Here is a 21,227-nt window from a genome sequence, read left to right as displayed (position 1 = left end):
GATCTGAGATGGCTCTCGACGAACTGAAGTCCGCCATACCGGACTTCGCCAAGGACCTGAAGCTGAACCTCGGCTCGGTCATCGGCAACAGCGACCTTCCCCAGCAGCAGCTGTGGGGCACCGTCCTGGCCTGCGCGATCGCCTCGCGCTCGCCGAAGGTCCTCAAGGAGCTGGAGCCCGAGGCCCAGGCCAACCTGAAGCCCGAGGCGTACCAGGCGGCCAAGTCCGCCGCCGCGATCATGGCGATGAACAACGTCTTCTACCGGACCCGGCACCTGCTGTCGGACCCCGAGTACGGGACGCTGCGCGCCGGCCTGCGGATGAACGTCATCGGCAACCCGGGCGTCGAGAAGGTCGACTTCGAGCTGTGGTCGCTGGCCGTCTCCGCGATCAACGGCTGCGGCCAGTGCCTCGACTCGCACGAGCAGGTCCTGCGCCAGGCCGGTGTCGACCGCGCCACCATCCAGGAGGCCGTGAAGATCGCCGCAGTGATCCAGGCGGTCGGCGTCACCCTCGACGCGGAAGCGGTGCTCGCCGAGTAGGGCGTGACCGTCGTCGTACGAGAAGGGCCCCGGGGTTCGTCCCCCGGGGCCCTTCCGTCATTTCTTGAGGGCCTTCATGAGGGCCAGCGCGTCCTGCATCATCGGCACGTCGATCCCGGAGAGGTCCACCGGCGGCCCGGTGTCGACCGGCTTGCCGTTCACTTCCATCCCGTCCCGGGTGGAGATCGCCAACTCGATCTCCACCTGGCCGTCGAGGATCCGGAGCCTGCCGCCCTGCCCGCTCTCGTCGTCGAAGAAGGCCTGCTCGCCGACTCCGTCGATCTTCTGCAGGATGCCGAACTGCTGCGCCCGCGCCGCGAACTCCGGCCCGGGGTCGCTCACCTTGTGCAGGGTGTACGTGACGGAGGCGCTCGGTCCGGTGTCCACCCGCCCGAACGTGGTGTAGCACGACGACTCGCTGACCGCGGGATCGTCCATGACGGGACTGGCACCGTCCTGGAACCGCTTGCCGAGGACCACGCCGAGCGCCTTGAGCTCCGCGACCTCGCAGAGGTCCTCCGCCGGCTTGTACCCGCCCAGGTCCGGCCCCGGATCCTTCTGCCGCGCGTACGCGTAGAGTCCGCCGCCCCACACCGCGGACGCCAGGACCGCGCCGCCGAGCGCCCAGAGCCACGGCCGGCGGGCGCGCGGCGGACCGGGCGGCGGGGACGCGGTGAGCACCTCGGGCTCGTCGAACTCCACCCCGCCCGTGAACTCGGGTTCCGATATCACTTGCCGTCCCCCTTCGCGGCGCGCGTGCCGGGCGCCGGTGTCGGCGCCACCTCGAACGCGGTCGCCCCGCGCGGCTCCGGCGTGCTGCGCAGGGCCTGTTCGTGGTTGTACGCGCGGAGGTAGCCGACGACCGTGTTGGTGACGGCGACGAGCGGGACGGCGACGACCGCGCCGCCGATGCCGGCGGTCAGACCGCCGGCCGCGACCGCGAGGACGACGGCGAGCGGGTGGACCCGTACGGCGCGGCCGAGGATGAAGGGCTGGAGGACGTGGCCCTCGATCTGCTGGACGGCGAGGACGACCACGAGCACCATCAGGGCGGTGAAGAGCCCGTTGGTGACGAGGGCGACGACGACCGCGAGGGCGCCGGAGACGACCGCGCCGACCAGCGGGATGAAGGCGAAGAGGAAGATGAAGACGGCGAGCGGCACGGCCATGGGCACGTCGAGGAACCAGAGTCCGAGGCCGATGAAGACGGCGTCGATGAGGGCGACGAGGACCGTGCCGCGGACGTAGGCGGTGAGGGTGCGCCAGGCGCGCGGGCCGGCGCCGGCGACGCCCGGCCGCGCCTGGGCGGGGACCAGCTTGAGCGTCCACTCCCAGACCTTCTTCCCGTCGTAGAGCAGGAAGAGCGTCGAGAACATGGCGAGCAGGATGCCGGTGAGCGCCTCGACGACGACGGTGACGCCCTGCAGTCCGACCTGGGTGATCTGTTCGGCGTTGGTGCCGACGGAGTCGCTGAGGTTCTTCGCGATGCCGTTGATCTGCTGCTCGGTGACGTGGAAGGGGCTGTTGAGGAGTCCTCGCTTGAGCTCCTCGATGCCGTCCTTGACCTGGTCGGACAGGTTGTCGATGTTGTCCATGACCTGCCAGACCACGAACCAGCCGACCAGGCCCATCACGACGAAGCCGGAGACGGCCGTGACCGCGGTGGCGAGCCCGCGGGGCAGGCCCTTCCTGCGCAGCATGGCCACGGTGGGCTGGAGCAGGGCGGTGACGAGCAGCGCGGCGACGAAGGCGAGGACGACCAGCTGGACGGAGCTGATCACCTTCATCAGGACCCAGACCGTGCCGGCGAGGACGAGCAGTCGCCAGCCCGCCTCGGCGGCGACGCGCATGCCCCACGGGATGGCGGCGACGGGGTCGGGAGGGGCGGCCACGGCCGGCGCGTACGAAGGGGGCGCGGGTACGGAGCGGCCCGGCTCGGCGGCGCCCTCGGCCGCGGTGTCCCCGGCGTCCGGAAGGGTCGGGGCGGTGTCCGGGCCGCTCTCCGCGCCGCCCGCCGCGGGGGCGGTCGCGCCGTCGCGGCCCTCGCCGGGCGTGCCGTACGGGGCCCGCCGCTGCTCCTCGTACGGCGGACCGATCGGGTCCTCGCGTTCGGCCTCGGCTCTGCGCTCGTCGAGGCGTTCACTCATGCGGCTCAGGCTCTCGCCCAGTCGGCCCAGCCACCCTGGCACTCTCGACATCTCTTCCCTCTTCCCCCCGCCGGCTCTTCCCCCGTGGTCGGTGCCCCGCTCGTCTCCCCCGCGGGGCACGGGGCTTCGAAACCTACACGGAAGAAGCCCCCCACCGTAGGACGGTGAGGGGCTCCCCCAGGTTGAGCAGGCCGGTACTAGTACCAGCGGTTGGCCTGCCAGAACTGCCAGGCACCGCACGGGCTGCCGTAGCGGCTGTCCATGTAGTTGAGGCCCCACTTGATCTGGGTGGCCGGGTTGGTCTGCCAGTCGGCGCCGGCGGACTGCATCTTGTAGCCCGGCAGGGCCTGCACGAGACCGTAGGCACCCGAAGACGGGTTGGTCGCGCGGTAGTTCCAGCCGGACTCGTGGTCCACGATGTTGCTGAAGCACTGGAACTGCGAGGCCGGGATCATCTGGCGGGCGATCGCCTTGACCTCGGCGATGGTGTACGAGCCCTGCGCGGAGAAGGTGGAGGCGTCGCGGACGGAGTCGCGGCTGGCGCGCTCCTCGGCTTCCTTGCGCTCCTGTTCGGCCTTGGCGGCCTTGTCGGCCGCCTCCTTCTTCGCCTCGGCGTCCTTGGCGGCGCGGAGACGGGCCGATTCCTCCGCGGACTTCTTCGCGGCCGAGTCGGCGGCGGCGGCCTGGACGTCGGCCTGCTCCGACAGGGACGAGACCTGCACCTGTGCCTGCGAGCCCGCGGGGATGTCCGCGAGCAGGGTGGCATCGGCCGCGGTGGCCTCGAAGTTGTCGTCGGAGGTGGCCTGGGCGGCGTTGCCCGAGGCGACGCCGACAACGGCGCCGACGGTGGTGACCGCAGTGGCCGAAGCCACCGCGAATCCCCGGACCGAGATCCGGCTCACACGGTTTCCTTCCAGCACGCCCGCACAGGTGACCACGCGGGCGAAATCGTGCCCCTGGCGCTGGTCTCCGACGTACGGGGTCACAGAAGACACGGGCCCGTGGTGCTGTGGGCGGCATACGGCGGACGGCTGTTGAGTTGTGCGGTGCTGTGCGCACCCCTGAGGGTGCACGTGTGCCGTATGCGGGGCCTGACGGAAGCAAGACTCTGCCGGACGGCGACACCGCAAGGCAATTCCGTGTTGCGTGTGAAAGCTCACACCTCTGCAGAGGCACGAGTTTTCGACGTTACGCAGGACAGCGCGGCGCCGCCCGGCTAAGCTCCTGCGCTTTGCCGGGCGGCGCCAACTGCCGTACGCGTACAGAGGCGTACGAATCGGGTCAGATCTGACCGTCCTCCAGCATCTCCGTCACGAGCGCGGCGATCTGGGAACGCTCGGAACGGGTGAGGGTGACGTGGGCGAAGAGCGGATGCCCCTTCAGTTTCTCGACCACGGCGACGACTCCGTCGTACCGGCCGACCCTGAGGTTGTCCCGCTGGGCGACGTCATGGGTCAGCACGACCCGCGAATTCGCCCCGATACGGGACAGAACGGTCAGCAGGACGTTCCTCTCCAGGGACTGGGCCTCGTCGACGATGACGAACGCGTCGTGGAGGGACCGGCCCCGGATGTGCGTGAGCGGCAGGACCTCCAGCATCCCGCGCCCGAGCACCTCCTCGATGACCTCGCGGCTCGCGACCGAGGACAGCGTGTCGAACACCGCCTGGGCCCACGGGCTCATCTTCTCGGACTCGCTGCCCGGCAGGTACCCGAGCTCCTGGCCGCCGACCGCGTACAGCGGACGGAAGACCATCACCTTCTGGTGCTGCCGGCGCTCCAGGACCGCCTCCAGGCCCGCGCAGAGGGCCAGCGCGGACTTGCCGGTGCCGGCCCGGCCGCCCATGGAGATGATGCCGACGTCCGGGTCGAGGAGCAGATCGAGCGCGATCCGCTGCTCGGCGCTGCGGCCGTGCAGCCCGAAGGCCTCCCGGTCGCCCCGGACCAGTCGTACGTTCCCCTCGGCGGTGACCCGGCCGAGCGCCTTGCCGCGCTCCGACTGGAGCACCAGGCCCGTGTGCACCGGAAGCTCGGCGGCCTCCGGCACGTACAGCGTGTGCTGCTCGAAGAGCAGGTCCACCTGCTCGCCGGAGAGCGCGAGCTCCGACATCCCGGTCCAGCCGTTGGCGTCCGTGATGGCGAGCTCGGCGCGGTACTCCTCGGCGAGGAGGCCCACCGACGAGGCCTTGATGCGCAGCGGCAGGTCCTTGGAGACGACCGTGACGTCGTACCCCTCGGCCTGGAGGTTGCGCGCGACCGCGAGGATCCGTGAGTCGTTGTCCCCCAACCTGTAGCCGGCGGGCAGGACGCCGGGGTCGGAATGGTTGAGTTCGACACGCAGGGTGCCGCTCAGCTCCCCGACGGGGAGGGGGGCGTCGAGGCGTCCGTACCGGACCCGGAAGTCGTCGAGCAGACGCAGGGCCTGCCGGGCGAAGTAGCCGAGTTCGGGATGGTGCCGCTTGGCCTCCAGCTCCGTCACGACGACGATCGGGAGCACCACCTCGTGCTCCTCGAAGCGCGAGAAGGCGTTGGGGTCGGCCAGCAGGACGCTGGTGTCGAGAACATAGGTGCGCCGGTCGGAAAGGCGGCGCTTCGTGCTGGTCACCACGGAAGGACAGACCCCCTCGGAAGACCCCTGTGAGGTCGGGGTGCGACGGAACCGGTGTCGCTGCGGAATGGGACCGGGCTCAGGCCGCGATGCGCGGGCCGAACCACGGCCCTCCGCTTCTCCCGTGCTTGTCCCGCACGGTCGTCCTGGTGCAAGGGGCCTCCCGGGTGGCGGTCTCCGTGCCGCTCACTTCACCTGGGATATGCCCTCGAACAGGGCCTGCCATGCCACGGCATATGACGACGTGTTCGTGAACACGAGATGATCGGTTCCGACCAGGAATGTCCGCGAAGGGATCAGGTGCCGTAGCGCCGGTGCCGGGCCGCGTAGTCCCGGAGCGCCCGCAGGAAGTCGACCTTGCGGAAGGCCGGCCAGTGGACCTCGCAGAAGTAGTACTCGGAGTGCGCGCTCTGCCACAGCATGAACCCGGACAGCCGCTGCTCGCCGCTCGTCCGGATCACCAGGTCCGGGTCGGGCTGTCCGCGCGTGTACAGGTGCTCCGAGATGTGCTCGACGTCCACGATCTCGGCGAGCTCCTCGAAGCTCGTCCCGCGCTCCGCGTGCTCCAGGAGCAGCGAGCGGACCGCGTCCGCGATCTCCTGCCGGCCGCCGTAGCCCACCGCCACGTTGACGAGTATCCCCGTGTTGGCGTGGGTGGCCTGCTCGGCCTCCTTCAGCACGGACTGGGTACGCGCGGGCAGCAGGTCCATCGTGCCGACGTGGTTGACCCGCCAGCGGCCGTCGGCGGCCAGCGAACGCACCGCGTTCTCGATGATGCCGAGCAGCGGGACGAGCTGCTCCTCGGGCCGGTTCAGGTTGTCCGTGGAGAGCATCCAGAGCGTGACGACCTCGACGTCCGTCTCGGCGCACCAGCCCAGCAGCTCCTGGATCTTGTCCGCGCCGGCCTTGTGGCCCTGCTCGGGGGTCCCGCCGGACGCCTTGGCCCAGCGCCGGTTCCCGTCGAGGATGACTCCGATGTGCTTGGGCACCTGGGCGTGGTCGAGGCGGCCTTCCACCCGGCGTGCGTAGAGCCCGTACACCAGGTCGCGCAGGTTCACTGTTCTTTACCCCTCCATGCACCGGCGGTCCGCCAGGCGGCGGCGGTCCGCAAGCGGCCACACTACTGCGGACGGGCTACAGGCTCCCAGCCCGGGACTGTCACAAGTCCGTGATAAGCAGAGATACGTGACTGATTCCCCCCTGTATCGCGCCTCCGCGGACCGCTACGACGCCATGGAGTACCGCCGCTCGGGCCGCAGCGGCCTCAAGCTCCCGGCCGTCTCGCTCGGCCTCTGGCACAACTTCGGCGACGACAAGGCGCTCGACACCCAGCGGGCGATCCTGCGCCGCGCCTTCGACCTCGGCGTGACCCACTTCGACCTCGCCAACAACTACGGGCCGCCGCCCGGCTCCGCCGAGCTGAACTTCGGCAAGATCTTCGCCCAGGACTTCGCGCCCTACCGCGACGAGCTGATCGTCTCGACCAAGGCCGGCTACGAGATGCACCCGGGCCCCTACGGCGAGTGGGGCTCCCGCAAGTACCTGATGTCCTCCCTCGACGCCTCCCTGAAGCGGATGGGCCTCGACTACGTCGACATCTTCTACTCGCACCGCTTCGACCCGCACACCCCGCTGGAGGAGACGATGGGGGCCCTGGCCTCCGCCGTGCAGCAGGGCAAGGCGCTGTACGTCGGCGTCTCCTCGTACAGCAGCGAGCAGACCGCCGAGGCCGCCCGGATCCTCCAGGACATGGGCGTCCGGCCCCTCATCCACCAGCCGTCGTACTCGATGATCAACCGCTGGACCGAGGAGGACGGCCTCCTCGACACCCTGGAGGAGGCCGGCATGGGCTGCATCTCCTTCGTGCCGCTCGCCCAGGGCCTGCTCACCGGCAAGTACCTGAAGGGCATCCCCGAGGGCTCCCGGGCCACCCAGGGCAAGTCCCTCGACCCGAACCTGCTCTCCGACGAGGTCCTCCGGCGCCTCCACGGCCTCGCGGCCATCGCCGAGCGGCGCGGGCAGTCCCTGGCCCAGCTGGCGCTGTCCTGGGTGCTGCGCGACGAGCGGATGACCTCGGCCCTGATCGGCGCGTCCAGCGTCGCCCAGCTGGAGGAGAACGTCGCCGCGCTCACCGCCGCGCCGCTCACCGCCGAGGAGCTCAAGGAGATCGACACCTTCGCGGTCGACACCGCGGGCACCAACATCTGGGCCGGCCGGGGCTGACGCCTCCGCGGGACGCCCGGGCCTCCGCGGGACGCCCGGGCCTCCGCGAGCCTCCGGGCCCGCGCGGGACCCCGGGTCGCCTCCCCCGACGGCCGGGGAAAAGAAAACGGGCCGGTCCGTGGGGGGGATACGGACCGGCCCGAGGGGGGGTTTCCACCATAACCCTTCGTTAGTCGTCCTGCGCGCCAGGTGCGGCGAACGAACCGCCCCGGATTCCCCGGACCCCAAGCGGGACAAGGCCTCCGAGGCCCCGTGGCGGGTTTGCGCCCCGGCGTGGCGGCGGACTTCCGTCCCTCCCAAGGGGGACCGCCCCCGAGAGGTACGGCGTTGACGCGACGCAGCCGGACGGACGCGGCGAGTCAGGGGCGGCGGCCTGCCACGCGCGGGCGTCCGGGGCAGAGCAGCCGGGCCCGTCGGGCGCTGCGCGCGGGGTGAGCGGCTCACGGACGTGCGGGTCAGGGCAGCGCGGTGAATCCGCCGAGGAGCAGTCCGAGGAGCGCGCCCGCCAGCATGAACGGGCCGAACGGAATCGCCGCCGAGCGCCCGGCACGGCGGAGGGCGACGAGACCGAGGCCGTACACCGCGCCCAACAGGAAGCCCGCGAAGGCCCCGCTGAACAGGACTCCCCAGCCGTACCAGCCGAGCGCGGCCCCCAGCGGGACCGCCAGCTTCACGTCACCGAAGCCGAGACCGCTCGGATTGATCAGGAACAGCAGCAGATAGGCCCCGCCCAGCGCCGCCGCGCCGAGCAGCGCGTGGACCCAGGACCCGGCCTCGTACGGCAGGAGCTCGGCCCCTCCGAGCAGCAGCGGCACCGCGGCGGCGAGCGGCAGCGTGACCCCGTCCGGCAGCCGGTGCACCCGCGCGTCCACACAGGCGAGGAGGACGGCGAACGGCGCCCCGAGCAGCCAGACCGCGAGCTCCGGCCGCGGCTGCCCGCCGGTCGCGGCGGCCAGCGCCGCGCAGACCCCCGCGGTGAGCACCGGCACGACGAACGGCCCCCCGGTCGTCGCGCACTCCCGCCGCCCCGGCCCGCCCAGCCACCCCCGCGCCGGCCCGACGAGCACGTGCCCCGCCGGGCACCTGTCCCGCCACGGCTCCTCCGGCTCCACGGCGAGGCGATACGCCGCACGGGGCACGAACAGCCCGGCGGCGGCTCCCCACAGGGCGGCGACGGCGATCAGCGTGGCGTACACGGACCCGACCCTAGGGCCCGCTGCCGCTACGGTCTGGCGCATGGGGAAATGGCAGGACGGAACGGGAACGCTGACGGCGCCCGACTCGATCGGCGTACCACTGGAGATCGCGGCCTCGTACCGCGCCAGGCGCCGGGGCCTCCTGGGCCGCGAGGGCGTCCCGGGTGCGCTCCTCATCGTCCGGACCAACAGCGTGCACACCTTCGGCATGCGGTTCCCGATCGACGTCGCCTACCTGGACCGCTCCTTCACGGTCCTCTCCGTCGTCACCATGCGCCCCGGCCGCCTCGGCATGCTCCGATTCCGCGGACGCCACGTCCTGGAGGCCGAGGCGGGCGCCATGGCCGGATGGGGACTGCGCCGCGGGGTACGCGTGCGCGTGGAGACGGACGGGAGCTAGCCGGCGTCCGGTGGACGGCCCGGGTCGCCGCACCGGGACCGGCCCGACCGGCCTCGGCAGACCGTGCGGCCTCGGGCAGGCCGTGCGGCGGGCGTCACGGTGGGCCCGAACCGAGGAGCGTGAAGGCGCCGTACACGGCGGAGCCGAGGGCGAGCGCCGTGAGGACGGGCACGGCGGTACGGGGGCGCACGCGCGCGAGGGCGGCGGCCGGCGGCAGGAGCAGCCCGAAGGCCGGCATCATCAGCCGCGGCCGGGAACCGAAGTACGCCGCCCCGACCAGCGAGACGAACACGACGCCTACCGTGTACACGAGCAGCGGCAACGGCTGCCCCTGCCGCACGCACAGCACGACCAGCCGGCCGAGCAGCGCCAGCGCCGCGCACAGCCCCAGCGACGCCGGCCACGGCAGCCCCACGACGAACCGGGCGAGGGCGACACCGCCGTCGATCGAGTTCCCCCAGGCGGCCTGTACGTCGAAGTAGGCGGTCGCGCTCCCCTCCCGCACCCCGACATACACGATGTACCCCAGCCACCCCAGCGGCGCGACCAGCACACCGACCGCCATCCGGGGCGACACCCTCCGCTCCCGGACGACCGTCACCACCGCCGTGATCCCGACGGCGGCGATCAGCGCCGCCGCCGTCGGCCGCGTCAACCCCGCCGCCGCGCACAGCGCCCCGGCCACGATCCACCGCCCCCGCAGCACCGCGTACAGCGACCACGCGGCCAGCGCGGTGAACAGCGTCTCCGTGTACGCCATCGACTGCACGAACGCCGTCGGATACACCCCCCACAGCACCGCGAGGAGCACCCCCACCCGCTCCCCGCCGACATGGGCGCCGCACCGGTAGACGCCCCACGCCGCCGCGATCCCCGCACTCCACGCGACGACCAGCCCCGCGCTCCCCGCGTCCAGCGGCAGCACCTCCGACAGCCCCCGCTCCAGCCCCGGGAACAGCGGGAAGAACGCCAGGTCGGAGTGGACGTCACCGTTCGGCAGCCGCACCTCGTACCCGTACCCGTGCTCGGCGATCCGCACGTACCAGACGGAGTCCCACCGCCCCTTGAGCCGGTGCAGCCCGTCCTTGCCGGTCGCGGCGGCCACGATCGCCAGGACCCCGAGCCCGATCAGGCGGGTCGCCACGTAACCGGCGAGGGCGGCGGCGAGCGGGGTACGCACGCGGTCCCGGAGACCCGTACGCGTGCGCGTGGGGGCGGGGGCGGGGGCGGGGGCGCCGGAGGGCAGCGGGGTGCGAGGGAGGACGGGCCGGGACATGCGTCCGATTATCCCGGCCGCCGTCCTCTCGACCGGCCCCCGCCCGGAAGCGCGGGACCTCCGACCGGCTCCCACCCGGAAACGCGGGACCTCGACCGGCCCCCACCCGGAAAGGCGGGACCTCGACCGGCCCCGCCCGGAAGCGCGGCCCCGTGCCCTCCTCAGACGACGCCGACGAGCCGCGAGACGACGACGAGGACCGCCAGCACGGCCAGCGCGACGGCCGCGATCAGCCAGGTCCGGCGCCGGGAGGGCCAGACCAGGACGCGCGGCTCCCCGCGCGTGGGGATGACGAAGTAGACCCGGTGGGGATGAGCGGCCAGGGTGACCCGGGCGAGGGACAGATGACGCAGCGAGATCCGTCGGGCTATCTCTCCCTCGTGCGCCTGGAGCCGGGGCGCCACGCTCTTCACCACCGCCTCGTCGACGTCGTCGGCCGGCCCCACCCCCTCGCCGACCAGGTCGATGCGGTGCCAGTCCCCGTGCTCACGCGCCTGCTGCCGCGCCCAGTACGGCAGACCGGAAGGCGAGACCTTGACCTCCTCGACCCGCGGCCGCCTCCTGACGACCCCCTCGGTCCACGTCACGATCCGCGCCTTCCCCCCGCACCGCCGGTGCGTCACCGTCCCCGCCCGATCGCAGTCGGGACAGGCACGGGCTCCCGTCCCCTCGCACCGCGCGCACGACACCTCGCCCCGCCCCAGGCACCCGGCACACGCCGCCTCCTTCGCGCCGCACTGCCCGCACTCGACGCGCCCCGCCGTCCGCTCCCCGTCCCCCTTCGCCCCGGCACGGGCCTTGCGCGTACGCCTCCCGGAACCGTCGCACCGCAGGCAGCAGTCCATCCCACGGCACTCGCCGCACGTCGTACGCGGATCACACCGCAGGTCACCGTCACCCTTGCACCGCTGACAGGCCACCTTGCCGTTGCCGCAGTCACAGGACCGGTCGTCCTTCGAACCGCGGCGCACCAGCTTCAGCGTCGACTCGGCCGCGGGATCCCTGGGAGCCGGTATCCGGTGCCCCCCGAGGTCGGCGTCGTACTCGGGCCACTCCGACAGGTCGACGGCCCCCTGGTGGAACCGCTCCTCCTCCGTACGGGTCTCCACGCACCGCAGGATCTCCCCGTCCATCAGCAGGTGCCGGGTGATCACCGCCTCCTCGGGACTCACCCGGACGCCCCCACCACGCTCCTCGACGCTGCGCCGCACGGCCGCCAGGACGTCCTCGTCGGTCAGCACGTTCCGATCCCTCCACCCCGCGCGCGAGCGCGCCACCACCCCCGACCCGCCTACCCGACCATCGATACCCAACGGCCCTGGGGACTAGACGCTGTTCGACGGGCCCGGCGACTCCCGCGGACAGGTCGTCGGGCGGGCTTCGGATGCATCACCTGGCGAGTCGTCACCTCGGTCTCGGAGAGCGCGCCGATCGCCGAGTCGGGATCAGCCGAGCGGCCTTATCCGCACGAACCTCGCGGCCATGACGGGACCGAGCTGCTCGACGATGGCGTGCCCCGGCTCCTGCGGCGAGGGCAGGTCGCCGAGGAACGACGTCACGATGACGTCGTCGATGCCGACGACCCCACGGCGGCTCTGCTCCTCCAGGAAGTCGAGCGTGCGCCGCCAGTCGGCCGCGGTCGGGGTCTCGCCGAGGAAGGAGCGGACGGTGTCCTGCACGACGTCCCAGAAGAAGACGTGCGGCAGCACACGGCCCTGATGGAAGACATGGGTCTCGTACACATCCCGGAACTCGGGGATCCGGGTCACCAGGTCACTGACCAACTGCACGCTCGGAGTCGCGCCGGGCGTCTCGCCCGGCATCGCCCTCGGCATCTCGCTCGGAGTCGTCGTCGGCATCTCGCTCGGAGTCGTCGTCGGCATCTCGCTCGGAGTCGTCGTCATCTGTCCAGAATGCTCCTGCCCGGCGGGTACGTCCCGTCACTTTTGCGCTTTCCTGACGACGTCTTTCGACGGGTTTTCCACAGGGGGTGCGAACTGTCCCCCTTCCGTGGATCGTTGCGCGTATGTACGAGTTGGCGATCCTCGCCAGGGGCGGGGTACTCCTCACGGCCTGGGCGGCCGCGGCGGGCTGGCCCCCGGGCCGACTCTCCCGCCGCCTGCGCCAAGACGGCTGGCAGCGGATCTGCCGGGGCGCCTGGGCGGCCCCCGGCAAAGACGTGGACTGGCGCCTCCGCGCCACGGCCCTCCAACTCCTGCGCCCGGACCTCGTGTGCAGCCACGGAACGGCCGCCCGCCTCCACCGCATCGAACAACTGGACCCCGACGTCCCGGCCGAGCTCCTCCACTTCACCGCCCGTCCCCCGGCGCGTTCCGCACGCCACCCCCACCTGCGGATCCACACCACCACCCACCTCACGGACCACGACCACGCCACCCGTCGAGGACTCCGCACGACCACCCCCACCCGCACCGTCGGCGACCTCATACGAGGCTCCCGCAGCCGCGAGGAAGCCGTCGTCGCCGCCGACTCCGCCCTCGCCCGCCGCGCCGTCGACGGCATCCACCGCGCTCCCCTCGTCCGCTACGAGGACCTCGCCGCCGAACTCTCCACCCCCCGCCGGGGATCCGCCCGCGCCCTCGCCTGGCTGCCCTGGGCCGAACCGGCCTCAGGCTCCCCCGCCGAGACCGTGGCCCGCCTCCGCATACACGACGCCGGCCTCCTCCCCGAATCCCAGCCCACCCTCCTCACCCCCGCCGGCCTCCCCCTCCGCCCCGACTTCCTCTTCCGCGCCGCCGGCCTCGCGGTCGAGATCGAGGGCTACGCCTTCCACGGCACCCGCCGCGCCCACGAACGCGACATCGCCCGCTTCAACGCCCTCCAGACCTGCCCCCCGATCCGCCGCGTCCTCCGCTTCACAGCCACCGACGTCTTCACCCGCCCCCACCACATGACCACGACGATCCTGGCGGCGCTGGCCCTTTGACGGGGGTGGAGGCGGGGTGGGGTGGCGGGGGCGGGCGGATGGGCGGGTTCGCGCCTGCGGGGGCGGGCGATCGGACGCGGGCCGGCGGTAGCGGGTGGGCGAGTGCGCGGGGCGGCGCCCCCTACGGGGTCGTGCCCGTGGTCCTCGGGAACGAGACCTCGACACGGCGGTTCTTCTTCCGCCCCTCCTCCGTGCCGTTGTCCGCGATCGGATAGTCCTCGCTGTACCCCCGGATGTCGAACGTCGTCCCCGGATCAAGCGCCCGCGCCAACACCTGCTGCACCGCGACCGCCCGCTCCTTCGAGAGCTTCAACCCGTGCTCGTACGTCCCCAGGTTGTCCGTGAACCCGAACACCCGGACCCGCCCCGACCCCATCTTGTTGATCTCGGCGGCGATCGCCCCGATCCGCGCCGTCGCCGACGCCGACAACTTCGCGCTGTTCTTCGGGAACAGCACCTCCGCCTGCAGCGCGAACGTCACGTCCACGTTCGTGTCCTGCCGCCGCTGCTCCCCACCCTCCTCCTCCACGATCTGCTTGATGTCCAACACCTTCGCCGGCGCGAGCGTCGCCCCATCCGGCAGCATCAACCCCGGCGCGTTCGCATCGATCACCGGCACCGGTGACGCACTCCCCGCCGCCCCCGGCGGATCATCCGCCTCCGCCGTCGGCACGGCGATCGTCCACAGCGCCACGCACCCCATGGCCAGCGCCACGAACCGTCGTTTCGTCGTCGTCATGGCGTCGCCTCAGGAGAGTTTGAGGGTGGCGGGTTCGAAGGTGGGGAGCTGAAAACTCACCTCGGTGGTGTTGGCGGGGGGCGCGGGGAACTGCATGAAAACGGGAACGGACTTGCCCCCGCTCAGGATCCCAAGACCGGTCGTCGTCAGCGGCCGCCCGTCCGTGTCTCGAAGAACGTAATAGCGCTTCTTCCCAATCGAGTCGAGCAGCGTCGCGCCGCCGAGCGAGTTGCCATGTGCTAGCACTTCAGTCTCATCTCCCCTGATGCGAGGAGGGACTGCTCGGCTCCGATCGGAAGTGTTCTTCAGCAATCCCTTAATGGTGAGGAAGCCGCCAGCATCTCGCTCGATAGAGGTGAGCGTGAGCTCAAAACCGTCCTCCCCTTTAAGTGCAGCTAGTGCCACAACTTCCTCTTCGACCGGCTTCGAATCCAGGGTGCTCTTACTCTGCTCGGGTACAGGCGTCGTCGCTGCCGTCTTTTCGGCTTTCGGCTTCTCCTCTGCTCCACAGCCGACCGCAAGAAGGGCGACCGACACGACTACGAGGGAAGCTAGCCCCTTTCGTGCGTACCGAACATTCATGAAGAGCGATTCCTTTACTCGTTGCCGCCGATCAGGCGGACGGTGAAGAGGTCAACGGCATGAGGCAGTGTCGGATCTACAGGATCGATATCCCATGGCTCACCACCGCACGTAAGCCCCAGAATTGGCTCGTCATCCTGACCATCGCCCTCTTCCGCCTCTGTAGGAGTGGGATCCGGAGTGGGCTCCTGCGGTGGGATGTAGCGGCATTTAGACTCGATCACAGCTCGCGCCGACGCCGTGACACGCTGCGTTTCCGTGATAGGGACGATGGAACGCCCGATGGCTGCTTTCGTGGTCACTGTGACAGCAAAACCCTCATTCCCCAGGGGGAGACGCACACAACGGTCACCCGAGAGTTCCGCACCATTCTTACCGGCGAAGGCGGCAGCAGCCTGACATGCAGAGAATTCTTTATACGCCTTCCCTTCAAGGAAGTTGCTCCACTGCGCGGGATCAGCGAGCACCTCTATCCACCCGGTACGCAGCTGTTCGCGTGCATCCTGAGCCGCCGCCAAGGCTGCGGCATCAGCTGCGGTTTGAGCGCCGTTGCGAGTAGAAACGGCCTGCCCGACCGCAAAGTACACGAATGCGAGGAACAGCAAGCCAGCAATGACCGCCACGTAGACAGGAAACGCTTGACCAGAGTCGGGGCGTCGAGCACCAAACGTAACTAGTCGGCCAGCTCGGCGATCTTGTTCGTGATCGCCGTCATGATCGTGGTACCGATGTCCGTGCCGGTGATCGCCACCACGATCGCCACCACCACGACGATGATCCCCAGGTACTCCACCGCGGTCTGGCCGCGGTCGCCGCGTGGGAGGCGGGAGGTGAGGGCGAGTTTGGTCTTGGTGAGGGTTTTGAGCAGAGCGTCGTTCATCGTGGTCCCCTCCGCGTTGAGACGCTTGGGTTGAGGTCATGGGGTGGGCCTGGGGCGCAGGCAGGGGGCTTGGGTGCGGGGTGGGGCGGTTGTCGGGGTCTGGGGCGATCGGATCCGTCACGTGGCACCTCCCTCACACTCGGTTCGCACTGTGGCACATCGTGTTGCGGGGGCGAAGGGGTTTCGGCGGAATATGTCACTGGGCGGGACGGGAGCGGGGGCGGGGGCCTCGTGCGGGGACCGGGGGTGGTCATTTGCCGGTGACCGAGCCGAAGTCGGTGCCGGTGCCGAGGAAGAGGCCGGCGCCGAGGAGGATCATGGTGGCGGGGACCATGAGGGTGGTGATGACCATGGTGGCCTTGGGGACGGCTTTGGCGGCTTTGCGGCGGGCGTTCTGGGCGTCGGTGCGGCGCATGTCGTTGGCGATCTGGATGAGGGTGTCGACGATGGGGGCGCCGAGTTCCTCGCCTTGCTGGAGGGCGGTGACGAACTGGGCGACTTGCTCCGAGTCGTTGCGGCGGCGGAGTTCGTCGAAGGCCTGGCGGCGGCTGACGCCCATGTCCATCTGACGGAGGGTGATGCGGAGTTCGTCGGACCAGGGGCCTTCGTACTTCTCGGCGACGCGTTCGAGGGCCTGGCGGAAGCCGAGGCCGGCGGAGACGACGACGGCGAGGACGTCGAGGAAGTCGGGGAGGGTGCGTTCGATCTGGTCCTTGCGGATGCGGACGGCGGACCAGATGCCGACCTCCGTCCAGAAGGCGCCGAAGGCGAAGAGGAGCAGGGCCACGAGGTAGGAGCCCTTGCTGAGCATGAGCAGGCCGCCGAGGGCGCCGAGGAAGCCGTAGACGGCGCGGCGGGCGCCGTACCGGTCGATGGTGAGGCCGCCGGGGTTGCCGGCGAGGTCGATGCGGCGGCGGACGGCGTTGACGCGTTTGGGGCCCATGAGGCGGAGGACGGCGGGCGACCAGCGCATGCCGAGGCGGTCGACGGCGGAGTCGACGGCGCCGGTGCGGGTGGCACCGACTTCGAGGGCGAGGGCGAGGTCGTCGGGGAGTCGGGCGTCGGCGCGGTAGAGCCGCAGGCCGTAGGCGGCGCCGACGACGGCGAGGCCGGCGAGGAGGGCGAGGAGGAGGTCCACGGCGGCCGTCCCTATACGTCGATCTTCGAGAAGCGGCGGATGACGGCGAAGCCGACCACGTACAGGGCGAAGGCGGCGACGACGGCGGCCTGTCCGATGCCCGAGCCGGTCATGCGGTCGAGTGCGCCGGGCTGCATGTTGTCGATGAGGAGCAGGGAGCCGACGCCGATGACGGGGACGGCGTACGCGGTCATGCTCACCTGGGAGAGCTGGGTGCGGACCTCGCGCCGGGTCTCCTTGCGTTCCTCCAGCGTCTCGGTGAGGTTGCGCAGGGAGGAGACGACGGTGCCGCCGGCCCGGTTGGCGAGGACGAGGGTGGTGACGAGGACGACGAGCTCGCGGGAGGGGAGGCGTTCGGCGAGTTCGCCGAGGGCGTCGTCGAGGGAGGTGCCGACGGCCAGCTGCTGTGCCACCTTCTCCAGTTCGTCGCCGGCCGGGGCTTCCAGTTCGTCGGCGGCGAGGCTGAGGGCCATGCGCAGGGCCAGGCCGGCCTGGGTGGCGTTGGCCAGGATGCGGGAGAGCTCGGGGAGTTGGTTGATGAACTTCTCGATGCGCTTCTGGCGCTGCCAGTTGAGGAATCCGAGGGCGACCCAGATGCCGAGGAGTCCGCAGATCGGGCCGAAGAACGGGGAGAGCGCGGCCTGTCCCACGATCCACAGGACGGTCACGGTCGCCGCGAGCGCGACGGTGAACTCGCCTGGTGTGACGTCCAGTCCGGTGGCCGCGATCCGCAGTTCCAGCTTCCGTCCGAGCGCGGTCCGCCGGACCCGCCGGTCGATGCCCCGGAAGCGGCGCCTGCGGCGGCCCGTCGCCTCGGGTTCGTTCGTCTCGTCGAGCCGGGCGACGAGGGCGGCGTGGCGGCGGGCCCCGCTCGCGTACAGCTGGACGCCGGTGATGCCGAGGACACAGGCGAGCAGGGTGACGCCCGTGGTCAGCCAGAAGGGGTCGGTCATCGCCCCGCCTCCCTGGTGGACGAGTACGTGAGGGTCGCTCGCCCCGCCTCCCTGGTGGACGAGTACGTGAGGGTCGCTCGCTCCGCCTCCCCCATGAGCAGGTGCGTGGCGGTCGTCATTCGGCCTCCCGGGTGGCCAGGTGGGCGTCGGTGGCGGCGACGCCGAACGCCTGGGGGATGGGCTGTCCGGCCATGTAGAGGCGTTCGGCGACGCGGCGGGGCAGCGGGTGGTAGGTGAACCGTCCGTGGACCCGCCCGTCGGCGGCGAGCGGCTGGGCCTGGAAGCGGCAGATCGTGGCGAGGAGGAAGCGTTCGCGCCCGTGGGAGGCGAGGACGGAGATCTCGGTGATGCGGCGGGTGCCGTCGGGGTGGCGGGTGAGCTGGACGAGGACGTCGACGGCGCTGTTGATCTGGTCGCGGAGCGCCTCGAAGGGCACCTTGACCTCGGACATCGACGCCAGGGTCTGGAGCCGCATGAGGGCGTCCTCGGCGGAGTTGGCGTGGACGGTGGCGAGGGAGCCGTCGTGGCCGGTGGACATCGCCTGGAGCATGTCGAGGGTCTCGCCGCCGCGGACCTCTCCGACGATGATCCGGTCGGGGCGCATCCGGAGGGAGTTGCGGACGAGGTCGCGGATGGTGATGGCGCCGCGGCCCTCGATGTTCGGCGGGCGGGCCTCCAGGCGGATGACGTGGGACTGCTGGAGCTGGAGTTCGGCCGAGTCCTCGATCGTGATGATCCGCTCGCCGTCCGGGACGAGTCCGGAGAGGGCGTTGAGCAGGGTGGTCTTCCCGGTGCCGGTGGCACCGGAGACGATCAGGTTGAACTTGGCCTGGACGAGCCCGGAGAGGAGCAGCAGCATCTGCTCGTCGAGCGAGCCGAGGCCGAGCATCTCGTGGAGCGTGTACGCCCGGGGGAAGCGGCGGATGGTGAGGGTCGCGCCGGTCAGGGAGAGCGGCGGGATGATGACGTTGACGCGTTCGCCGGACGGGAGCCGGGCGTCGACCATCGGGTTGGACTCGTCGACGCGCCGGTTGACGGTGGAGACGATCCGCTCGATGGTCTGCATCAGCTGGTCGTGGGAGGCGAAGCGGAGCGGGAGGAGTTCGACGCGTCCGCCGCGCTCGATGAAGATCTGGTCGGGGCCGTTGACCATGATCTCGGTGATGGAGGCGTCTTCGAGGAGCGGTTCGAGTACGCCGAGTCCGAGCGCCTCGTCCACGACGCGGCGGATCAGCTGGGCGCGTTCGGCGGTGGAGAGGACGGGGCCCTCGCGGCTGATGATGTGTCCGAGGACGCGTTCCAGGCGGGCGCGCCGCTCGGCGGCGGCGAGCGCCGACATCTCGGTGAGGTCGATCTCCTCCAGGAGCTTGGCGCGGAAGGCGGCGACCAGGTGTCCGTCCTCCCTGGCGGCCGCGCCACCGCCCTTCTCCTCGGGCGCGTTGATCCGGGCGCGCAGGCTCATGGCCGGTCCTCCTGAGACGTCTCGGGCATGGGCATGGTGGCGGTCTTGGTCACGTCGTCGAAGTCCCAGAAGGGCACGACGGAGGGGATGCGGACGGTGACGGTGGCGACGGCCTCGCCGCCGCCCTCGCTGACCGAGACGGAGGTGGCCCAGCCGGCTGCCGCGCGGCCCACGGTCTCCGGGTCGGGCCCGTCCTCGGCGTCGCTGCTCGCGGCCCTCGCCGCCGCGCGGGCGGCCGTGCCCGCCTGCTGGGCGGCGTACGCGGCGACGCCGAGCTGGAGCCCGGCGAGGCCGACGAGCAGGAGGATGGGAAGGAAGCCGAGGTACTCGACGGCCGCCTGACCCCGGTCGCGTCGCGCTCCGGGCCGGTCGTGCCGCTTTCCGCGTCGGTCGTGTCCGGGCCGGTCGTGCCGCATGCGGGCCCGGTCGTGTCGCGTTCCGCGTCGGGCCCGCTGTGTTCCTCGTCGGTCGCGTCTCGTCGAGCGTCGATCGCCGTTCATGGCCGCATGCCCTTCTCGTCGACCGCGGCGGCCGTCGCCTTCACCGGGAAGAGTCCGCCCACGCCGGGGAAGAGCACGGGAACGTCGATCGTGACGACCACGGTGACCATGCCTCCGCCGCTGGAGCAAGCCGGCTTCGCGCCGCTCCTCCAGGCGCCGTCGAGGTGGCGCAGGGCGGCCTCGGAGCAGTCGTCGCCGACGGCCGCGGCGCGGACGGCCTCGTCCGCCGCGTTCCCGGCGAGGGTGTACGTGTAGCCGACCAGGACGACCTGCCAGAGCAGGGCGAGGGTGAGCAGGATGAGCGGCACCATGCCGACGAACTCGACCGCCACCTGCCCCCTGTCGTCGTCCGGGATCGCGGCCATGGTTCAGCGTCCTCCGGTGCGGCGGCGCAGGCCGAGGGAGCCGCGGTCGCCGGTGCGGGCGAGCTGCCTTCCGGGTTTGGCGGAGGTGTCGGCGGCCGGGGCGCCGACCAGGCCGAGTTCGCCCGCGAGGGCCCACAGGGCCTGCTTGACGGTGGATCTGGCGTCGAGTTCGTGGAGGCGGCCGGCGTCGACGACGGCGGAGAGTTCCTTGAAGTTGGCGGGGACGGCGATGCCGGAGATCCGGGTGCCGGTGATCTTCTGGACGAGGGGCGGCTGGATCTCGGTGGAGCGGTGGTGGCGGTTGACGACGGTGACGGTCTCCTCGGCCTTGCGGACCTGGAGCCGTTCCCACATGCGTACGGTCCGTTTGGCGGCCCGGACGGCGACGACGTCGGGGGTGGTGACGAGGAGCGCGGTGTCGGCCATCTCGACGGCGGCGGCGTTGGCGCTGTCGAGGCGGGAGCCGCAGTCGACGACGACGACGTCGTGGCGGCCGCGGAGGGCGCTGACGACCTGGCGGGCGGCGCGGTCGGTGACCTCTTCGCCGCGTTCTCCCTCGGCGGGGGCGAGGAGGAGGGAGAGGCCGGTCTCGTGGACGTAGACGGCGTCCTGGAGGACGCGGGGGGAGATGTCGGCGATGGTGGCGAGGTCGGCGACGGAGCGGCGGAACTGGACGTCGAGGTAGGAGGCGATGTCGCCGCTCTGGAGGTCCATGTCGACGAGGGCGACGGTGCGGCCGGAGGCGCGGGCGGCGAGGGCGAGGTGGACGGCGGTGACGGTGGTGCCGACGCCGCCCTTGGCTCCGCTGACGGTGACGACGGTGCCGCCGGGGCCGGTGGGGTGGTCGGCGCCGGCGCCGAGGTGGCGGCGGACTCCGGTGGACCACTGGGCGGCGGCGTGGACGCGGCTGGCGAGTTCCTCGTAGCCGAGGGGGAGGGTGACGAGGCCGCGGGCGCCGGAGTCCATGGCGGCGGAGAAGAGGACGGGGCTGGCGTCGGCGCTGATGAGGACGGTGCCGACGGCGGGGAAGCGGAGGGCGACCTCGCGGACGAGTTCGAGGGCGGGGACGGGGCCGATGCGCTCGTGGACGAGGACGACCTCGGGGAGTTCGTCGACGGAGACGGCGGCGAGGCGGGCGAGGGCGTCGACGAGCTGGGTGGAGTCGGTGACCGGCGGGGCGGGTTCGGCGTCGGGCAGCTGGCTGAGCAGGGTCATGACGGACCGGGCCGCGTCGGGGTCGCCGACGGCCGGCAGGATCCTGGTGGTCATA

22 protein-coding genes and 1 pseudogene are annotated in these 21,227 nt (G+C 71.4%); 4 read left to right on the top strand and 19 right to left on the bottom strand.

Translation table 11 applies throughout. From position 1 onward, the window contains the following. Positions 1 to 8: 8 nt before the first annotated feature. A complete protein-coding gene (locus tag AC067A_RS00440; protein ID WP_017239860.1) occupies positions 9 to 542 on the top strand; it encodes an alkyl hydroperoxide reductase in 534 nt (177 codons plus the stop codon). Positions 543 to 599: 57 nt separating this feature from the next. Here AC067A_RS00440 and AC067A_RS00435 read toward each other — a convergent pair whose 3' ends face one another. From AC067A_RS00435 to AC067A_RS00415, 5 genes are all read right to left on the bottom strand, one after another. Then, the gene (locus AC067A_RS00435) at positions 600 to 1,274 is read right to left on the bottom strand and encodes a hypothetical protein (RefSeq protein ID WP_478612439.1); all 675 of its coding nucleotides are present in this window, start codon (positions 1,272 to 1,274) and stop codon (positions 600 to 602) included. Next, positions 1,271 to 2,740 carry an AI-2E family transporter gene (locus AC067A_RS00430; RefSeq protein WP_478612436.1) on the bottom strand — a complete coding sequence of 490 codons (1,470 nt, stop codon included), beginning with the start codon at positions 2,738 to 2,740 and terminating at the stop codon, positions 1,271 to 1,273. The genes AC067A_RS00435 and AC067A_RS00430 overlap by 4 nt, the downstream gene beginning before the upstream one ends. A gap of 146 nt (positions 2,741 to 2,886) precedes the next feature. After that, entirely contained in the window at positions 2,887 to 3,591 is a 705-nt protein-coding gene (locus AC067A_RS00425; protein ID WP_478612433.1) for an aggregation-promoting factor C-terminal-like domain-containing protein, read from the bottom strand. A gap of 379 nt (positions 3,592 to 3,970) precedes the next feature. Further along, the gene (locus AC067A_RS00420; protein ID WP_478612431.1) at positions 3,971 to 5,296 is read right to left on the bottom strand and encodes a PhoH family protein; all 1,326 of its coding nucleotides are present in this window, start codon (positions 5,294 to 5,296) and stop codon (positions 3,971 to 3,973) included. 296 nt (positions 5,297 to 5,592) lie between these two features. Further along, positions 5,593 to 6,354 (bottom strand): isoprenyl transferase, encoded by a 762-nt coding sequence (locus AC067A_RS00415; RefSeq protein WP_367821361.1) that lies wholly within the window; start codon positions 6,352 to 6,354, stop codon positions 5,593 to 5,595. A 127-nt stretch (positions 6,355 to 6,481) separates the two neighbouring features. Between AC067A_RS00415 and mgrA the strand changes: the two genes are divergently transcribed. Further along, entirely contained in the window at positions 6,482 to 7,519 is a 1,038-nt protein-coding gene (mgrA, locus tag AC067A_RS00410) for an L-glyceraldehyde 3-phosphate reductase (protein WP_478612426.1), read from the top strand. A 455-nt stretch (positions 7,520 to 7,974) separates the two neighbouring features. Here mgrA and AC067A_RS00405 read toward each other — a convergent pair whose 3' ends face one another. Beyond that, a complete protein-coding gene (locus AC067A_RS00405) occupies positions 7,975 to 8,715 on the bottom strand; it encodes a prepilin peptidase (RefSeq protein ID WP_478612425.1) in 741 nt (246 codons plus the stop codon). 40 nt (positions 8,716 to 8,755) lie between these two features. Here AC067A_RS00405 and AC067A_RS00400 point away from each other — a divergent pair, with 40 nt between their 5' ends. Next, complete coding sequence (locus tag AC067A_RS00400; RefSeq protein WP_478612423.1) at positions 8,756 to 9,115, top strand: DUF192 domain-containing protein; 360 nt, start codon at positions 8,756 to 8,758, stop codon at positions 9,113 to 9,115. 94 nt (positions 9,116 to 9,209) lie between these two features. Here AC067A_RS00400 and AC067A_RS00395 read toward each other — a convergent pair whose 3' ends face one another. The 3 genes from AC067A_RS00395 to AC067A_RS00385 form a co-directional block, all read right to left on the bottom strand. Then, positions 9,210 to 10,391: a hypothetical protein gene (locus AC067A_RS00395; protein ID WP_478612421.1), complete on the bottom strand. Its 1,182-nt coding sequence runs from the start codon at positions 10,389 to 10,391 to the stop codon at positions 9,210 to 9,212. Positions 10,392 to 10,552: 161 nt separating this feature from the next. Next, on the bottom strand, positions 10,553 to 11,632 hold the full coding sequence (locus AC067A_RS00390) for a hypothetical protein (RefSeq protein ID WP_478612418.1): 1,080 nt from the start codon (positions 11,630 to 11,632) through the stop codon (positions 10,553 to 10,555). Between the two features lie 204 nt (positions 11,633 to 11,836). Further along, positions 11,837 to 12,295 (bottom strand): hypothetical protein, encoded by a 459-nt coding sequence (locus AC067A_RS00385; protein ID WP_478612416.1) that lies wholly within the window; start codon positions 12,293 to 12,295, stop codon positions 11,837 to 11,839. Positions 12,296 to 12,417: 122 nt separating this feature from the next. On the opposite strand from AC067A_RS00385, the gene AC067A_RS00380 reads away from it, so the two are divergent. Then, positions 12,418 to 13,338, top strand: a complete 921-nt coding sequence (locus AC067A_RS00380) for a hypothetical protein (protein WP_478612414.1) — start codon at positions 12,418 to 12,420, stop codon at positions 13,336 to 13,338. Between the two features lie 121 nt (positions 13,339 to 13,459). Here the strand turns inward: AC067A_RS00380 and AC067A_RS00375 are convergent, their stop codons facing one another. From AC067A_RS00375 to AC067A_RS00330, 10 genes and pseudogenes are all read right to left on the bottom strand, one after another. Beyond that, complete coding sequence (locus AC067A_RS00375; RefSeq protein WP_478612411.1) at positions 13,460 to 14,077, bottom strand: OmpA family protein; 618 nt, start codon at positions 14,075 to 14,077, stop codon at positions 13,460 to 13,462. A 9-nt stretch (positions 14,078 to 14,086) separates the two neighbouring features. Next, on the bottom strand, positions 14,087 to 14,659 hold the full coding sequence (locus tag AC067A_RS00370) for a hypothetical protein (RefSeq protein WP_478612409.1): 573 nt from the start codon (positions 14,657 to 14,659) through the stop codon (positions 14,087 to 14,089). 14 nt (positions 14,660 to 14,673) lie between these two features. Next, positions 14,674 to 15,291: pseudogene (locus tag AC067A_RS00365) on the bottom strand (pilus assembly protein TadG-related protein); the annotation flags it as partial. A gap of 41 nt (positions 15,292 to 15,332) precedes the next feature. After that, positions 15,333 to 15,539, bottom strand: a complete 207-nt coding sequence (locus tag AC067A_RS00360; RefSeq protein ID WP_478612408.1) for a Flp family type IVb pilin — start codon at positions 15,537 to 15,539, stop codon at positions 15,333 to 15,335. A 250-nt stretch (positions 15,540 to 15,789) separates the two neighbouring features. Then, a complete protein-coding gene (locus AC067A_RS00355) occupies positions 15,790 to 16,677 on the bottom strand; it encodes a DUF5936 domain-containing protein (protein WP_478612405.1) in 888 nt (295 codons plus the stop codon). 11 nt (positions 16,678 to 16,688) lie between these two features. Next, on the bottom strand, positions 16,689 to 17,630 hold the full coding sequence (locus AC067A_RS00350) for a type II secretion system F family protein (RefSeq protein ID WP_478612402.1): 942 nt from the start codon (positions 17,628 to 17,630) through the stop codon (positions 16,689 to 16,691). A gap of 115 nt (positions 17,631 to 17,745) precedes the next feature. Continuing rightward, positions 17,746 to 19,092 (bottom strand): CpaF family protein, encoded by a 1,347-nt coding sequence (locus AC067A_RS00345; protein ID WP_478612399.1) that lies wholly within the window; start codon positions 19,090 to 19,092, stop codon positions 17,746 to 17,748. Beyond that, complete coding sequence (locus tag AC067A_RS00340) at positions 19,089 to 19,508, bottom strand: TadE/TadG family type IV pilus assembly protein (RefSeq protein WP_478612396.1); 420 nt, start codon at positions 19,506 to 19,508, stop codon at positions 19,089 to 19,091. The genes AC067A_RS00345 and AC067A_RS00340 overlap by 4 nt, the downstream gene beginning before the upstream one ends. Positions 19,509 to 19,588: 80 nt before the next feature. Then, a complete protein-coding gene (locus AC067A_RS00335; protein ID WP_478612394.1) occupies positions 19,589 to 19,957 on the bottom strand; it encodes a TadE/TadG family type IV pilus assembly protein in 369 nt (122 codons plus the stop codon). Positions 19,958 to 19,960: 3 nt separating this feature from the next. After that, positions 19,961 to 21,226, bottom strand: a complete 1,266-nt coding sequence (locus AC067A_RS00330; RefSeq protein WP_478612391.1) for a CpaE/TadZ family protein — start codon at positions 21,224 to 21,226, stop codon at positions 19,961 to 19,963. Between the last annotated feature and the right edge of the window lies 1 nt (position 21,227).

The organism is Streptomyces sp. NPDC043176, assembly GCF_056436715.1.
This window is presented reverse-complemented; position numbering and strand designations above follow the sequence as displayed.

Excerpts from the sequence above, each read along its gene's own strand:
- AC067A_RS00440 (WP_017239860.1), top strand. The coding sequence starts at position 9 with ATGGCTCTCGACGAACTGAAGTCCGCCATACCGGACTTCGCCAAGGAC.
- AC067A_RS00430 (WP_478612436.1), bottom strand. The coding sequence starts at position 2,740 with ATGTCGAGAGTGCCAGGGTGGCTGGGCCGACTGGGCGAGAGCCTGAGC.
- AC067A_RS00400 (WP_478612423.1), top strand. The coding sequence starts at position 8,756 with ATGGGGAAATGGCAGGACGGAACGGGAACGCTGACGGCGCCCGACTCG.
- AC067A_RS00395 (WP_478612421.1), bottom strand. The coding sequence starts at position 10,391 with ATGTCCCGGCCCGTCCTCCCTCGCACCCCGCTGCCCTCCGGCGCCCCC.
- AC067A_RS00385 (WP_478612416.1), bottom strand. The coding sequence starts at position 12,295 with ATGACGACGACTCCGAGCGAGATGCCGACGACGACTCCGAGCGAGATG.
- AC067A_RS00380 (WP_478612414.1), top strand. The coding sequence starts at position 12,418 with ATGTACGAGTTGGCGATCCTCGCCAGGGGCGGGGTACTCCTCACGGCC.
- AC067A_RS00375 (WP_478612411.1), bottom strand. The coding sequence starts at position 14,077 with ATGACGACGACGAAACGACGGTTCGTGGCGCTGGCCATGGGGTGCGTG.
- AC067A_RS00370 (WP_478612409.1), bottom strand. The coding sequence starts at position 14,659 with ATGAATGTTCGGTACGCACGAAAGGGGCTAGCTTCCCTCGTAGTCGTG.
- AC067A_RS00360 (WP_478612408.1), bottom strand. The coding sequence starts at position 15,539 with ATGAACGACGCTCTGCTCAAAACCCTCACCAAGACCAAACTCGCCCTC.
- AC067A_RS00350 (WP_478612402.1), bottom strand. The coding sequence starts at position 17,630 with ATGACCGACCCCTTCTGGCTGACCACGGGCGTCACCCTGCTCGCCTGT.
- AC067A_RS00345 (WP_478612399.1), bottom strand. The coding sequence starts at position 19,092 with ATGAGCCTGCGCGCCCGGATCAACGCGCCCGAGGAGAAGGGCGGTGGC.
- AC067A_RS00340 (WP_478612396.1), bottom strand. The coding sequence starts at position 19,508 with ATGCGGCACGACCGGCCCGGACACGACCGACGCGGAAAGCGGCACGAC.
- AC067A_RS00335 (WP_478612394.1), bottom strand. The coding sequence starts at position 19,957 with ATGGCCGCGATCCCGGACGACGACAGGGGGCAGGTGGCGGTCGAGTTC.
- AC067A_RS00330 (WP_478612391.1), bottom strand. The coding sequence starts at position 21,226 with ATGACCACCAGGATCCTGCCGGCCGTCGGCGACCCCGACGCGGCCCGG.